The sequence below is a fragment of the Micromonospora andamanensis genome (assembly GCF_016863495.1).
In the GTDB taxonomy this organism is placed as follows: Bacteria; Actinomycetota; Actinomycetes; order Mycobacteriales; family Micromonosporaceae; genus Micromonospora; species Micromonospora andamanensis.
The window spans coordinates 1-14,453 of the sequence record NZ_BOOZ01000081.1; the positions used below are offsets into that span (position 1 = coordinate 1).

General features: G+C 66.4%; 12 protein-coding genes. 5 read left to right on the plus strand and 7 right to left on the minus strand.

All coding sequences use genetic code 11. The features are described from left to right. Window positions 1-42 precede the first annotated feature (42 nt). Window positions 43-1,461 (minus strand): sensor domain-containing diguanylate cyclase, encoded by a 1,419-nt coding sequence (locus Van01_RS31740; RefSeq protein WP_204015465.1) that lies wholly within the window; start codon window positions 1,459-1,461, stop codon window positions 43-45. A gap of 188 nt (window positions 1,462-1,649) precedes the next feature. On the opposite strand from Van01_RS31740, the gene Van01_RS31745 reads away from it, so the two are divergent. The 3 genes from Van01_RS31745 to Van01_RS31755 all read left to right on the plus strand — a co-directional run bounded on the left by Van01_RS31745 (window position 1,650) and on the right by Van01_RS31755 (window position 3,832). Further along, window positions 1,650-2,429, plus strand: a complete 780-nt coding sequence (locus tag Van01_RS31745; protein ID WP_204015468.1) for a phosphodiesterase — start codon at window positions 1,650-1,652, stop codon at window positions 2,427-2,429. Window positions 2,430-2,790: 361 nt separating this feature from the next. Further along, window positions 2,791-3,249, plus strand: a complete 459-nt coding sequence (locus Van01_RS31750; protein WP_239099417.1) for a lamin tail domain-containing protein — start codon at window positions 2,791-2,793, stop codon at window positions 3,247-3,249. Window positions 3,250-3,370: 121 nt separating this feature from the next. Continuing rightward, window positions 3,371-3,832, plus strand: a complete 462-nt coding sequence (locus Van01_RS31755) for a hypothetical protein (protein WP_204015471.1) — start codon at window positions 3,371-3,373, stop codon at window positions 3,830-3,832. 28 nt (window positions 3,833-3,860) lie between these two features. Here the strand turns inward: Van01_RS31755 and Van01_RS31760 are convergent, their stop codons facing one another. Further along, window positions 3,861-4,187 (minus strand): zinc finger domain-containing protein, encoded by a 327-nt coding sequence (locus Van01_RS31760; RefSeq protein WP_204015473.1) that lies wholly within the window; start codon window positions 4,185-4,187, stop codon window positions 3,861-3,863. An 834-nt stretch (window positions 4,188-5,021) separates the two neighbouring features. Between Van01_RS31760 and Van01_RS31765 the strand changes: the two genes are divergently transcribed. Both Van01_RS31765 and Van01_RS31770 read left to right on the plus strand, forming a co-directional pair. Then, window positions 5,022-7,928, plus strand: coding sequence for an HsdM family class I SAM-dependent methyltransferase (locus Van01_RS31765; protein ID WP_204015476.1), 2,907 nt, complete (start codon window positions 5,022-5,024; stop codon window positions 7,926-7,928). 61 nt (window positions 7,929-7,989) lie between these two features. Beyond that, window positions 7,990-8,604 (plus strand): hypothetical protein, encoded by a 615-nt coding sequence (locus Van01_RS31770; RefSeq protein WP_204015479.1) that lies wholly within the window; start codon window positions 7,990-7,992, stop codon window positions 8,602-8,604. A gap of 118 nt (window positions 8,605-8,722) precedes the next feature. Here the strand turns inward: Van01_RS31770 and Van01_RS31775 are convergent, their stop codons facing one another. From Van01_RS31775 to Van01_RS31795, 5 genes are all read right to left on the minus strand, one after another. Beyond that, window positions 8,723-9,760 carry a helix-turn-helix transcriptional regulator gene (locus tag Van01_RS31775; RefSeq protein ID WP_204015482.1) on the minus strand — a complete coding sequence of 346 codons (1,038 nt, stop codon included), beginning with the start codon at window positions 9,758-9,760 and terminating at the stop codon, window positions 8,723-8,725. Window positions 9,761-9,819: 59 nt separating this feature from the next. Further along, complete coding sequence (locus Van01_RS31780) at window positions 9,820-10,917, minus strand: glycosyltransferase family 4 protein (protein ID WP_204015483.1); 1,098 nt, start codon at window positions 10,915-10,917, stop codon at window positions 9,820-9,822. Then, the gene (locus tag Van01_RS31785) at window positions 10,904-11,851 is read right to left on the minus strand and encodes a DNA-3-methyladenine glycosylase family protein (RefSeq protein WP_204015486.1); all 948 of its coding nucleotides are present in this window, start codon (window positions 11,849-11,851) and stop codon (window positions 10,904-10,906) included. The genes Van01_RS31780 and Van01_RS31785 overlap by 14 nt, the downstream gene beginning before the upstream one ends. Beyond that, a complete protein-coding gene (locus Van01_RS31790) occupies window positions 11,848-12,789 on the minus strand; it encodes a S66 peptidase family protein (protein WP_204015489.1) in 942 nt (313 codons plus the stop codon). The genes Van01_RS31785 and Van01_RS31790 overlap by 4 nt, the downstream gene beginning before the upstream one ends. A 5-nt stretch (window positions 12,790-12,794) precedes the next feature. Next, on the minus strand, window positions 12,795-14,453 hold a 1,659-nt coding region (locus tag Van01_RS31795; protein WP_204015504.1), incomplete at its 5' end, for an SUMF1/EgtB/PvdO family nonheme iron enzyme.

The following is a 14,453-nucleotide window of genomic DNA, read 5'->3' on the forward strand; positions in this document are numbered from 1 at the left end:
AACGGTGACCACAACTGCATGATCGGCGCGTCAGGGTGGGGGTTAGGCGGGGGAGAGGTGGACGCCGTCGCGGCCCTGTCGTTTGACCGCGTAGAGGGCCTGGTCGGCGCGGCGTAGGGCGAGGTCGGGTGATTCGCCGGGGCGAGGGAGTGCCACTCCGACGCTTATCGTGCGGCCCACCTGGCGAGCTGCCTCGGTGAGCCGTTCGGCGACGCGTACCGCCTCCTCGGGGCGACTCACCTCGATCACCGCGACGAACTCGTCTCCGCCGATCCGGTACAACTCGTCCCCCTGGCGCAACGCGCCTTCCAGCGCCCGGGCGAGCCCGATCAGCACCCGATCGCCGGCCTGGTGGCCGTACGTGTCGTTCACCGTCTTGAAGTCGTCCACGTCGATCGCCAGCAGGGCGGTGCGGTCCGGGGTCACGGTGGCGATCCGCTGACCGAACGGGCCGGTGTGCCGCAGCCCGGTCAGCGGGTCGGAGCTGGCCTGCTCACGGAGCCGGTCCAGGGTGCGGAGCCGGTCCAGGCAGCTCCACGCCTGCCCGGCGAGCAGCTCCAACAGGTTGACTGTGGTCGGGTCCGGCCGCAGCAGCCGCTCGTCGGCGACCAGCAGCACCCCGCCACGGTCCGGCGGACCGAACGGCACCGCCACCAGGGTGCGTACGCCGGCCCGGACCAGCGGCTGATGCTCGTCGGTCGGTGGGTGGTCGGCCTCACCAAGGGTGTAGCCGGCTCCGTAGCGGTGGGCCCGGTCGATGATGCGAGCGAGTACCGGGGTGTCCAGTTCGGCCAGCTCGGCCCGCATCCGGGTCTCCAACTCGCCGGGGGCGGCAGTCGGGGCACCGAGTCGGGGGCCACCCCGGCCACCGAGCAGGAGGACGGCCGCAGCGAGGGTCGACACGTCCCGGGCCGCGGCGATCGCGGCTGTCATGAGCTCCCACTCGGTGGTGGCGGCGGTCATCGCCGAGGCGTGCCGGAGCAGCTTCTCGCTGCGGCTCTCCGTCGGTCCGCCGAGTGCCGAGATCCGGCTGCCGAGGCGGGCGGCGACGCGTTCGGCGACCGCCCGCCACGAGACGAGGTCCGCCGGCCCGGTCCACTGCAGGTCGAGTACCCCGATGGTCCGGCCCGCCGGGTTCAGGAGCGGTACGCACAGCTCGGCGGTGACGTCGGGGCGTACCGGGATGTGTGCGGGGTCGGCGGCGACATCGGGGACGACCGCGGAACGGCCACGTGTGTAGACCCGCCCGACGATTCCGGCGTCCGGCGCGACTGTGGCGAAGACCTGCCAGGATCCGGTGGCGGCGACGCAGCGGAGCCGGCCGTGCACGTGCAGCAGGACGGCGATGGTGGCGGGGGTGTAGCGGGCGAGGGCCTCAACGGCCACTTCGCAGACCTCGGCGACGGTCGACGCCATGGGCAGGCGGACCGTGACGTCACGGATGACTTTCTGGTGATCCACTCGCACGTCGTTCCAGGTCGGATCCGGTCCCGGTGGCGCCGGGTCGCGGATCAAGCGTACTCACGCAGAGCGGCGAGGCGGCTGCGGTCGTACACATGTCCTATCCACAGGGTGTGGATGGAGCCTGTGGGGCCCCGGGCGGGACGCGGCGGCGATAGCGTTGGGGTTCCCGGTCGAGTGGAGGCCCGATGCTCATCGCCCACCTCAGCGATCCGCACCTGACCACCGGCATCCTCGGCGCCGAGCCGGCTGCCGGCCTGCACCGGGCGCTCGGCCGGGTGCTCGCGCTGAACCCCCGGCCCGACTGCGTGGTCATCACCGGCGACCTGGCCGACCACGGTCGTACCGACGAGTACGCCGTGCTGCGCGAGGTGCTCGGGCGGTTCCCGCTGCCGGTGCACCTGGTCACCGGCAACCACGACGACCGGGAGTCGCTGCTCGACGCCTTCGGGGGCACCCCGTGGCTGGGCGGCGGCTTCTCCGCGCACTATCAGGTCGATCACCCCGGAGCGACAGTCGTCGTGCTCGACTCCCTCGTTCCCGGCTCGGACGGCGGGCGGCTCGGCGAGGAGCAGCTCATCTGGCTGGACGGGGTGCTGGGGGCACGCCCCGACGTGCCGGCAGTGGTCTGCCTGCACCACCCGCCGGTCGAGGTCGGCATCCCGATCGCCGACTCGATCCGGCTCGCCGACGGTGACGAGTTCGCCGAGGTGCTGCTCCGACACCCGCACGTGGTACGCGTCGCAGCCGGACACCTGCACCGCCCGGTGACCGCGACCTTCGCCGGCACGGTGCTGTCGGTCGCCCCGAGCACCTGGCGGCAGTCGACCCTGACCATGAGCGACGACGAGCGGATCGGTTGGGTCGCCGAGCCGACCGCACTGCTGCTGCACGTGGTGTCCCCGGCAGGCTGCGTCACCCACACCGTCCAGGTGAGCCACACCGCCGGCATGACCTGCGGCTTCTGACCGGCTCCCCGGAGGGCGGGAGACGGGGCGGGAGCGGGCGACGGCGCGCGCCCAGTGGTCCGAAGTGGACGACGAAGGCGTGATCCTGGGCACCTGTTCAGCCGGCTGATCATGGTCGTGGGGCGAGTCCGATCGATCGGACCGGACGACTCCGACGAGCCGGCGGGTGCGCCGGAAACGCCGGCCGGATGTGCCGTGATCACCGGCCGGATGCCCCGCGGTCGCCGGTCAGCCCTAATCGGTGGCAGGGCGTGGCTGAGTGTTCACTGTGGCGTCGTGCGTCGTTAGCCTCGCTCCGTCACGCGTCGGCGTGACGCATCCGCGCCGAGATTCCGGCGCCGTCCGTGGGGGTTTGACACGTATGACGAGAAGGCTCATCGGGCTCGTGGCCGCGTTCGCCGTGGTGGTGGGTGGATCGCTCACCGCGGCCGTCCCGGCGCAGGCCGCCACCCCGGCCATCGAGATCACGAAGGTCTACTACGACTCGCCGGGCGCTGACAACCGGTCGAAATCCAGCCTGAACGCCGAGTACGTGAAGCTGACCAACAGGCGGGCCCGCACCATCAACCTGAAGAACTGGACCCTGCGCGACAAGGCCAACCACGTCTACAAGTTCAGCGGCGATGTCAAGCTCGCCAAGGGCAAGAGCATCGTCATCCGTACCGGCAAGGGCAAGAACACCGCCGGTACCCGCTACTGGGGCTCGGGCAACTACATCTGGAACAACACAGGCGACACCGCGTACCTGCGCAACGCCAGCGGCAAGCAGATCGACAAGTGCGCCTGGACGAAGAAGGGCAAGGGCTACACGAACTGCTGACCCGGGGCCGGCCCGGGGCGGCCAGGAACGACGCGGATCACTATCGTGGGTCCGCTGAGGTTGCTGGTGGTCGCTCCGGGTCGGCCGACCCGACAGCCCAGCGGAACAGAGGGGTGTCGTGGTGAGACGTAATCTTGCGCTGCTGGTGGTGGCCCTGCTGCTGAGTACGCCTGTGGTGACCGGATGGCTCGTCGGCGACCTGACCGGCCCGGCGGCCCGGCGGCTCGCCGCCGAGGGGGAGCCACTCGACTACGCGGTGGAGCCGGTCAGCCTGGGCGTGGTCGGCGACCGGGTGTCGGTGATCGTGGCCGGTGTCCTCATGGTGCTGTCACTTGTCCTGTTGATTCGCGCCACCGTCACCCGCAAGCTCGAACCCCGCTGGTGGTTCGTGCTGGTACCGCTGATTCTGGCCGGCGTGCTGATCGGCCTTGCCTGGCGGATCGTGACCGCCGGAGCGATAGGTGCGAACATCGGCGCCGGCCTGATCGTCCTCGGCGGTGGCCCGGTGCTCCTGATCCTCCTCGGCGTCGCCGCCGTGCAGGCGGCCCGGCTGCGTCGAGAACATCGCCGCCGGGTCGGCTGAGCCGGGCCGGCAGGCTCTACCAGGGCGATCAGTGCAGCGGAGGGGGCAGGGGCGCTGCTCCGCTCAGCGCCTTCGCTGCCAACTCGACGCGCTCGGGATGGCAGGTTTGCTCGTGCAGCGGGTGGCCCGCCATGTTGATGCAGCGTTGACCGGGCAGAGCGTCGCAGACCGGGCACTGCAGGAACAGGCCGCCCGACGACACCAACTCGATGCCCTGCGCCAGAGCCGCTCGGCCGATCTTGACGATGGCCTGGTAGAGGGCCTGATCCTGGTAGCGTGCGGCGGCGTGGGCAACATCCCGCATGCCTTCCCAGAACCGTTCGCGGGCGTCCGGCTCGTCCACGTCGATGCGCATGATCGAGCATCCCCGGCGGCCCACCCGTCAAACCTGGCTTCGGGGAGACCCAACCACGCCCGATGCTTCAGCGGCTGCGTGGGGTGTCTGCCCGGCCGGCATCGCCAGGCCAACCACAACAACGAGGGGCACATCCAATCGATGGATGTGCCCCTCACCTGGTCGGGGTGGCCGGATTCGAACCGACGACCTCTTCTTACCGACAGTGGCCCTCCCGGACTTGTCATTGATCCTCAGAACTGGGCATTAAGCTGCGCAAACGCCATGAGCTGATGATCTACGTTTGTCACTGATGGTCAACACTGGGAAGGAGTTTTCGGGGGGTAAACGGGGGCCACCATGCCGGGGGCGGATCGGTTGCGTCACGGCCGTGGCAGGGTCAGCGTGGCGGATGCTTGTCGCGGCCCAGGCCACCTTGCAGGAGGCCAAGACCACGAATACCTCGGGGCTCCGTCCCGAACCCGGACCCTCCTCGGAGATGCCGCCCGGTTCACCTTCCCGGGCACCACGAAGGGGTACCAGCCTTCCTGGCCGGGGAGGCCGAACGTCTACGACTGTCCGACGAGGAGATCCTCCCGCTACCCGCGGTGACTCGGCCGTACCGGAGTCGATCGGGGATGCCGGAAGCATGACGGCGCTACAGGCGTAGGCCAAGCCCTGTCACAGGACATGGCACCGAGCCCTGACGAAAAGTCGACAGATGCCGGCTGAAGCAGCGTCCATCTCGCCTTGGGCGTGTTCCAGCATCGAACGGCACCGCTGTGCGATTGTGGGCAGGGTGAACCTCACCGTATGGTGTCGTCATGATCCGGTCACCCATCGCAGGCGATGTCGGTGACTGAGAGCACGCCGGGTCACCTGCTGAGTGTCCTGGAGGAATTGGGTTACTCCGGACACGAAGGCCTGGTGACTTCGGCTTCAGCCGGTCAGGCCGGGCCACGGGACTACGTCTGGCGCGACTTGCGCAGCAAGGTTGGCCTTGAGGCCGCGTTCTTCCGTGACGGCGTGCCCCTAGTGGGCTTTAGCGCTCAATCGGATCCTCGTGGCCTGACGGGCCTTCGACGTCGGCTCTGGAACTACGGTCGCATCCCTTTGTTAGTGAATGTCAGCGAGGAGTCCGTCCAGGCGTTCAACGCCGTGTCTCTTCCCTCCAAGCGGAGGACGCAGCAGGACGGCATCCTTGAAGCCGGTCGTCGATCCGACACGGCCCACGGCCTACTACAGGCGTTCAACCGCGCCGAAGTCGAATCGGGCAATTTCGCAACCGAATTTGGGGCCTCCTACAAAAAATCTGCCCGCGTGGATCGGGCTCTACTCAGTAATCTCGCCTATCTCCGCCGCACCTTTGGTGGCGACGACACAGAGCTTCGGACCGCCATGGACGTAATCATTGGCGGATGCTTGGTCGCAAGCTACCTCTCCGACCGCGAGATTCTGACGCCAAATCACATCGACGAATTGTCGGGCGTCCCCGATCTCCAGGCAGCCTTGGTATTTGGAGTCAATCCCACCCGTCGCCTCTTCCAAGGCCTTGCTGACCGCTTCAATGGAGATGTTTTCGGGCCGGTTCCCGAAATGCTTAGCCTCGTCTCTGATAGCGAATTATCAGGCGTAGCCGCACTGCTTCGAGGTGACGACCTCCCTAGCGGGCAACAATCTCTGTGGCCGTACGATTTCTCGGTGCTGCCAGCCGATTTGGTCAGCAGCATCTACGAACAGCTTCTTGAGGGCAATAGGGAGACGGACAGCGCTTACTATACTCCACGATTCCTCGTGGACACTGTCCTGGACGAAGTTGTTCCCTGGATCGGGCAATCACGGCCGAAGGTCATTGATCTTGCCTGCGGCAGCGGCGCATTTATGACCGAGGCCTTTCGCCGTCTCGCCTATCGAGAGCGCACGCGGGTCGGCCGAGACCTGTCCTACCAAGAGCTTCAGGACATCCTGCTGTCGAGCATCTACGGCGTAGAACTGAACCCTGACTCTGCCCGCATCGCTGCCTTCGGCCTATATCTTGCCTTACTGGAGGAACTCGATCCTCCAACGGTCTGGGAAACCGCTGTGCTACCTCGCCTACTGGGCAGAAATGTCGTGGTCTCAGACGCGTTCAACGACCATGCTTTGTCCGCAATGCGGTTTGACGCAGTAATCGGAAACCCGCCATGGAAGAGCAAGCTCACGCCGGCGGCATCTCGTTTTGTCAGGGACAGCAGCGCACCTATAGCGGACCAGCAGATCGCACAAGCGTTCCTTTGGCTGGCTGCTCGCTTCCTGAAACCCGGTGGAACCCTTGGCCTTGTTATGCCCTCGAAGCCGCTTCTGCATAACCGGAGTAGATCTACCCAGGCCTTCAGGACTGCCCTCTTCGAGCAGCTCAACGTCCAAGCCGTACTAGACTTATCCGCGATACGCCGCTCTCTCTTTGCGACTGCCATCGCGCCAGCAGCGGTTGTGGTCGCGAGGGCGCCCGACGAAAGCACCCCGGCAGACCTGGAGCCTTGGCAGAAATCAAACCAACTGCTTCACATTGCCGCCCATCCGCGACCGTTAAATTCGGCTGTCGACGCTGTCGTTATCTCACCCGAGGAGGTCACGGAGATAAGTAGGCGTCAGGCCGCGTACCGGCCGGATATCTGGAAGGTACTTCTGTGGGGAGGTCTGCGTGACGTTGATCTCCTTGACCGACTGAGGCTCAAATTTGCTCCGGTCAAGGAAATTGCTTCCGCGCGCGGGTGGGTCTATGGCCAGGGCTATCAAGTCGGAGGCGGAGATGCGAATGACGCTTCCCACCTGCAAGGCCTCCCCATCATTCCCACCGAGATGGTTGAGCCGCTCAGGATTGAATCGGATCTGTTCGAAGCCTTCGACATGCAGACTCTCCACCGCCCCAGAGACAGAGAGTTGTTCCGTTCTCCTCATGTTTTGGTGCGGCGAACACTTCACCAGGGCAGATTAGCAGCAGTCTTCGTTGAAGAGGATGCCGTCTTCCCGAACGGGCTACTCGGCTTCGCCGGCCCACGTCACGATCGTCCGCTTCTTATGGCCCTCGCCGCAACCATCGTTTCCTCACTGGGTAACTACTACCATTTCATGACCAGCGCATCTTGGGGCGTTGAACGGGATTTTGTCGAGCTTAACGAACACCTGTCCCTGCCCCTAGCAACGCCGGACCCCACTCACGTCAGAGAGCTTCAGGACATCTTTTCTCAGGCTCGTTCTGATCCCAGGACCACCGGTTGGCGGGAACAGCTCGACAGCGTTGTCTTCGACATGTACGAGATATCGACGGCTGACCAGCTTCGGGTCCATGACCGCTTGGCCTTCGGCCTGGACCGGTTCCAGCACCCCCTGGCTTACTCGGCACCCATTGATGACGATGGGCTGAGTCAGTACGCCGCAACGATTCGAGAGGTTCTGGCTGCGACGCTGCCTGACCTGCACATCGAAGCTCGACACTTCAGGGACAGATCATACCGAGCTGTGACCGTGACATTGACGGAGGGTGGCGCGGCCGTGCAAGATACATGGTCTAACGGCGCAACGGTCGATATGCAGAGGATCGTCGAGATGAACGCTGATCGGGGAGCCACCTCCACGGGAGTCGTGGCACAGCCTGCCGGCTTTTTCGTTGATGACGATACGGTCTATGTGGTGAAGACTGCCGACCGCGACCGTTGGTCGAGGGATGCGGCGCTCGATGATGCCGAGCGCATCCTGGCCGCACTCGCCTTCGGCGAATAAGTTGCTGGGTAGACTACGGGCTCGCGTCGAGGGCAAGGTTGCTGTAACCCTCAAAGCTCGCGTGGCCAACAGAGTTGACGGCCTCATCCGAGAACTGCTTATTGAAGCGATCCTGCTGTGGGAACAGGAGGGATTCAGCAGGTACAGCGATGGTGAGGTCCCGTGCACTGTTCGGATCTATGACTGTGCGTGTCGAGTCATCGAAGGCGATAGCCTAAAGTGGGCGCTGATCCACGCTCAGTACGATGGGCCGCAGCCAAACCGCGCAATGCGGGCCGGTCTTGAGGACCCGGCGAAGGCTTCGCGCCCCGACTTGAACGTCCGGATCGGGTCCGCCCTGGTGCATGTGGAGGCCAAGCGCCTGCACCTGCGTGAGAGCTTGCCGAAGAAGTACGTCCGAGAGGGGATGCGACGCTTTATCGATGGTCGCTACTCATCAGATGGTCACGGTTTGGGTGCCATGTTGGGTTATGTTCTGCGCGACGCACCTCCCGATGCCATTACCGCCGTGAACGCGGTCATCGCAGAAGAGGCGGACCTCGGTCCGTCTCACAGCTTGCAGATACCGACCCAGTGGTCACCTCGCATTCATCTCACAACTAGTCACCATCATGATCGGCTTCGTCTGTTGCATCACACCGTCGACCTTCGGGCGGTCGCGGCCAGCGACCACTGAGGAGTACCTCCGTCTCCGGTCGACCCGCATCGCGGTCGCCGGGGCTGGGCGGGCTAGCAACGTGGGGATGCCCTGACCGCTTCGTCCAGGACATCCCCACGTTTTGTGGGCACCATCTTTATCGCGAGCTTCGTGGGTTGCGGCCTCGGGTTGCGCGGAGCCGGCTGCCGTCGTGGAGGTAACTGGGGTCCGCATCGGTGCTGTCTTCTTGTTGGTAGACGACCAGTGCTCGTTGATGATGGTGGCGCAGCGCTTGGCGGAGTTCAGTGGGTTCTTCAGCAGCGACGTCAGCGCCAAAGCTGGCCACGAGCGGGACGAGCCATTGCCAGTTGTCCACGTACAGGATGATCCGCACCGTCCCGTCTGGCTCGTGGTGGACCTCCGAGTCGGGCTTGAGCCCGAGCCGCAGCATCTCGTCTCGGGCGCTGGCGTGAACGCGTAGCGCAACCCGGGTGGAACCGCGCCCGTAGTCTTCGAGGGCTTGGGTCCACCAGTCACGCAGGTCGAAGGCGTCGCCGGGGTGAGCGAAGGTCAGGTCAGTACGGTTGAGTCGGTCGATGAGGTTGAGGCGGTAGCGGCGAGGTTCGCCTCGGGTAGGAGCGGCGACGAGCCACCATTCGCCACCCTTCCAGACCAGCCCGTAGGGCTTGACCGTCATCGTTTCGGCTGCCTGGGAGCGTTTGACGCGGACGGTGATCTCGATGGCGGTGCTGGTGAGCAGTGCGTAGCGGATGGCGGGGACGTGGCCTGAGCCTTCGTCCTGCCAGTACCAGTCTCGGGTGTCGAAGTAGATGCGTTGTCCGATTTTGCGGAGCGTGTCTCGGGCGTAGGCGCTGACGCCGCCGGCCTGGAGGAGGCCGGGGTCGGTGATGGCGTCGTCTCCGTTGTCGATGAGGCCGAGCACGTAGAGGCGTAGTACGTCGTCCGCGTCCATGATCAGCGGGTCGACGGGGCTTTCGGCGCTGAGCCGGTAGCCGCCTTCGCGGCCGGCGACGGACTCGATGGGCAGCCCGGCGGTGTTGAGTTCCTCGATGTCGCGGTAGATGGTGCGGACGCTGACGTCGAAGCGGGTGGCGAGTGCGGTGGCCGAGACCCAGCTCTTGGATCGTAGCTGCTGCACGATGCCGATGTGGCGGGCATAGCGCTGGTTGACCACGATTGCTCCTGACCTGGCGACTGTCACCATTGTCAGGGTTGCGCGGCGGCGTGGCTAGATCATCGAGCGACCGCGCGGCGGTAGGTGTCGAGAAGGGCCGTGCCGGCGGTCGCGGCGGTGTAGCGGGCGAGGTGGGCGGCGACGGTCTGTGCCGGGGGTGCGGGCTGCTGGCAGCGCGTGACGATGGCCTTTGCCATCTGGTCGTCGTCGTATGGGTCGGTGTAGGTGACCAGGTCACCGGCGATCTCGCGGTTGACCGGGGTGTCGGCTGCCAATACGGGTGCGCCTGCGGCCAGCGCCTCGTGGACGGGCAGTCCGAAGCCTTCGTAGAACGAGGGCCAGATGAACGCAGTGCAGGTGGCGAAGTGTTGCGCTAGGAGTTGGTTGTCGATGTGGCCGAGGACGGCGATGTCGGGCGCGCCGTGGATGGGGATGCTGCGTTCCCAGCCGAGGCGGCCGACGAGTTTCAGTTGTGGGGGCACGGTGTCGGGTGCGGCTTGGCGAGCAAGTCGGAAGGCGCGGATTAGGCGGGGGATGTTCTTGGTGGGGATGTAGACGCCGACGGCGAGTAGGAACGGCTGTGCTGGTGGTCGGGCCGTGGTGCGGGCGTGGTGGAGTTGGGCGGCGAATCGACTGTCGATGAAGTTCGGCACGACGGTCAGCGGCTGTGCGGGTTCGCCGAAGACGTTGACGATGTCGGCGCGGCTGGAGTCCGAGACGGTGATGATCGCCCGGAGGTGCGGGTGGTGGAGCTGGTCGCGCAGCCGATCGTTGTCCTCATCGCGGATGCGTTTGACCATCAGCTCGGGATAGAGGTAGCGGCCTGGGTCGTGCAGTGTGTAGACGGCGGGGTGGTCGAACCGGCGGGGTAGGTCGAACGGGTAGTGCACGAGGTCAGGCTCGAAGCCGCGTAGCGCTCGGGTCAGGGCGTGGGCGTGGCGAGTGCTGACGGTAAGCACCTGGACATGGGGGTACGCGTCGGCGGGGAACGCGGCCCGCTCGCTGTCGCGGACTACGACGGCGGTGTGGACGTGTTCGTGGATGGTGCCGAGGGCTTCGAGCAGGAGCAGGATGTAGCGTTCAACGCCGGTCTGGAAGCTGCCTCGCCAGTAGCGTGCGTCGATCGCGACGCGGATACGGGTGTCAGGACCGGGCACCGGAGCGTACCCCCACCGTTTTGCCGATGGTGCTGACCCACTGTTCGGTGTCGGTGGTGAGAAAGTCGAGGACGTGTTCGCCGAGCTGTCCCCAACGCTGGTCAATGAAGGCGGCGACCACTTCCGGGGCGGGGTTGGGGTTGTCCAGGTAGAGCCGGCCGATGACGTCGACAACGTAGGTGTCGACGTGGGGTGTGCCGCCGCTGCCGTAGACGAGGTTCGCGGTCAGGTTGGCGGTGTAGGGACCGACGCCCTTGATACCGAGAAGGTCCGTGACCACCTCAACCGGTGGTCGGCTGCGCCAGTCGGCCCAGGTATAGCCGACCTCGGTGAGGTAGCCGGCAACGTTAGCGAGGTCTTTTGCCCGGAAACCGACCTTGCAGGCGCGGAGTTCTTCGTCGGTGGCGCGGGCCATCATCGGTGGTGTCGGGAACACGTACACGGGTTCGCCGGCCACCATCTCCCCGCTGGGCTCGCCGAAGGCGGCGGCGAGGTTGCGCATCATGGCGTAGATCCGGTTGAAGTTCGTGCGCTTGGCGCACACCACCCCGCACAGCGCCTCGAACACGTCGGGGTAGAGCTTGCCGCGACCGAGGCCGCGGTGGTTGACGGCGGCTTGCAGGACCGGATCTCCGGAGGCGAGGGCAACGATCTGCTCGTACGGGTAGTCGAGTTGCAGGCAGCGCACCAGCGCGGCGCGGACCTGGTCGACGCCATCGGGTACGGCGTCGTCCACGGTGACCCGGGCGGTGAGCTGGTTCGGTGCGCTCTGCCTGACCCGGGCGACGGCATGGTGGGCGTCCTTGGATCCGATACGCAGCGGACGGACCAACTCGTCACCGTCGCGGACCCACGGATAGATCAGGTAGGTCTCCAGCGCGTAGGTGAAGTCGACGTGGGTGTCCAGGTCGAGGACAAGGTCGTGGCTGCTCATCGGGCCTCGATCAGGTCGTCGCGGTACCGCAGGACCGGGCTGTTGTCGTCGAGGTGTAGCTCGATCACGCCGCCGATCGGCAGTGGGATCTTGCGGTGGGTGTGCCCGAACTCGACGTTGGTGATCACCGGGAATTTTCCGCCGACGCAGCGCACGATCAGGTCGTCCCAGGTCGGGTCGGGCGCGTCCCCCTGGCTGGTGTCCACGGGCACGCCGACGACGAGCGCGGCGATCCGGTCGAACACGCCAGCCAACCTCAGGTGGGTGAGGGCCGCGTCGATGTCCACCCAGCCCACGAAGACGTCTTCGAGGATCAGGGCGGCGCCGTCGAGGTCGGGTAGGTAATCGGTCCCGACGAGCGCGCGGATGGTGCCGAGGTGTCCGCCGACGACCGGGCCTCGCACGGTGGTGCCCGCGCCGCGCACGATCTTCCAGTCCTTGCCGGGAACTTCCCGGCCGGTCAAGCCGCTGGTGATGGCATCGAAGAAGGCGGTGGCGGTTTCGTCGTGCACGGGTCGTTGGAAGAAGTCGTAGCCGGAGGGGCCGTGCAGGGTGAGTAGGCCGGTGCGGGCGTGGATGGCGTTGAGCAGGATGGAGGGGTCGGACATGCCGGTCAGGATGGTGGGGTTGGCGGCGATGGCGTCGTAGTCGAGCAGGGGCAGTAGTTGCGCTGCGCCCTTGCCGCCGGTGGCGGGCACGATGAGCCGCACGTCCGGGTCGGTGAAGGCGGCGTTGAGGTCGGCGGCGCGCTGCTCGGCCGGGCCGGCGAGGTATCCGGTGGTGGCCCGGCAGCTCGGGTAGGTGCGCACCTCGTAGCCGCGTCCGCGCAGGTAGCCGACAAGCCGATCGAGGTCGTCGCTGCCCACCGGGGACGAGGTAGCGACCACTGCCACGGTGGAGCCGGGTGGCGCGGCTGGAGGCCGAATCGTGGTGGGCATCGCCCCTACCTTTCTGGTTGATCGTCTGGTCCGGCGTCGCGGACAACTCGGAAGCCCACGAGGTGTCCGCAGTGCTCGGCGGATTCCAGGGGGCGCACGGTGGTGCGCAGGAAGTAGGTGTTGGCGCGGGTGTCGCCGCCTCGGTACTGCGGGTGGTCGCGGTAGCTGTCGGAGCACCACTGCCACACGTGGCCGGTCATGTCGTCGACTCCGAACGGCGATGTCCCCCAACCATTGGCGGTAATCGTATGGAGGGTCGAACCTCTGGCCAAGCAACGCGGCGGCGCGGGCATGGCAGAGCCCCAGGGGAACCAACGGCCGTCGGTGCCGCGAGCGGCGAACTCCCATTCGTCCTCGCTGGGCAGCCGGCCGCCGGTCCACAGCGCGTAGCGCTGCGCCCAGACCCAGGGCACGATCGCAGGTAGTTGCCCCGTGCCGAACGCCGGTTGCACGTCCCCGACCGGTCCGAGGACGTACTGCTCGCCCGTCGCTTCGACAGCCGCAGCCTGTTCTGCTCGATCGGTCGTACGGAGGAAGGTGGCGAACATGTCGCGGCTGACGAGATGCTGGTCCATCCAGAACGGCGTGAGGTCGACCGGTCGCGCTTCCTCCCCGATGGGGTCGAGCCCGAACACGGACCGGACCACGGCGCGGTCCTCCGCGCGGAGTCCGAGGGTGGCCGGGCCACCCGGGATGAGCACCTCGGTAGCGCCGTCGCTATCCCGAAGACGGGTTCGCGTCGGCGTCGGGTCCGACGGTCGTAGGGCGGCGTTGAGGTAGCGCGCCATCACTTCCAGAAGGTCATCCGGGCTCTCGCCGTCTCGGGTGACGGTGGTGCCGGTGAACAGCCATCCGGCCCCGTCCGGTTCTGGCTCGGCCCACTCCTGGTGGGCGTACCACCGGGCGTAGGTTTCGTTGCGGCCGTTGGGCTGCCATCGGGCGGTCAACTCCTTGATGCCCCGGCTGCATACGACGGCTTGGGCCTGGCCGAACATGCGCCGCTGGGCTCCCGCCCATAGCAGGCGGCAGCTTGCCAGGAACGAGTCCAGCCGGGCTGGGCCATCTGGCGGGTAGGTGATCTCGGCGCAGCCGATGATCTCGTCGGCGAGGTCTGAGCCGTGGTAGGTGACCTGGAACGCCAGGACACTCCACGCCGGGTCGGCGACCAGGGCGGCCAACTGGTCGGCGGTGCGGCGAGGGGTGGTCATGTTGAACTGGTTGGTGCGGGCGTGCAACTGCGCGAGCCGCCGCAGGGTCTCCGCGTCGGTCGGGTCTTCGATGCACACGATCTCCGGGACGAGTTCGCCGCTGCGGCGAGCCTGGTAGTAGCGGGTGCGTTGCAGGTCTGAGGTCGTGGGCGGCTGGTCGCTGCCGGGGTGTAGTTGGCGGCACAGGTCCGTGACGAGAAGCGGAGTGGCGGCCACCGCGGGCACATGCAGTGCCGGGTATGCGGCGCGGAGGCGCTCCTGCTGGCCGGGATTGTCGTCAATGAACACGGCGTGCTGCGCCGCGATGTTGTCGAAGTAGCTCAAGGCCCACGTGGTCGCGGCGGTCTTGTCGATATCCTGCGCTGCCCACAACTCCGCTAGTGGCACCGCCGGATCGATGCCAGCAAGGGCAGTCTGCGCCTCGGCCGGGTCGTTCTTGCTGATCCCTGCTAAGGC

What these genes read in the sequence shown, in the direction of transcription:
- Van01_RS31745 (WP_204015468.1), top strand. Translation starts at nt 1,650, where the DNA reads ATGCTCATCGCCCACCTCAGCGATCCGCACCTGACCACCGGCATCCTC.
- Van01_RS31750 (WP_239099417.1), top strand. Translation starts at nt 2,791, where the DNA reads ATGACGAGAAGGCTCATCGGGCTCGTGGCCGCGTTCGCCGTGGTGGTG.
- Van01_RS31760 (WP_204015473.1), bottom strand. Translation starts at nt 4,187, where the DNA reads ATGCGCATCGACGTGGACGAGCCGGACGCCCGCGAACGGTTCTGGGAA.
- Van01_RS31785 (WP_204015486.1), bottom strand. Translation starts at nt 11,851, where the DNA reads ATGAGCAGCCACGACCTTGTCCTCGACCTGGACACCCACGTCGACTTC.
- Van01_RS31790 (WP_204015489.1), bottom strand. Translation starts at nt 12,789, where the DNA reads ATGCCCACCACGATTCGGCCTCCAGCCGCGCCACCCGGCTCCACCGTG.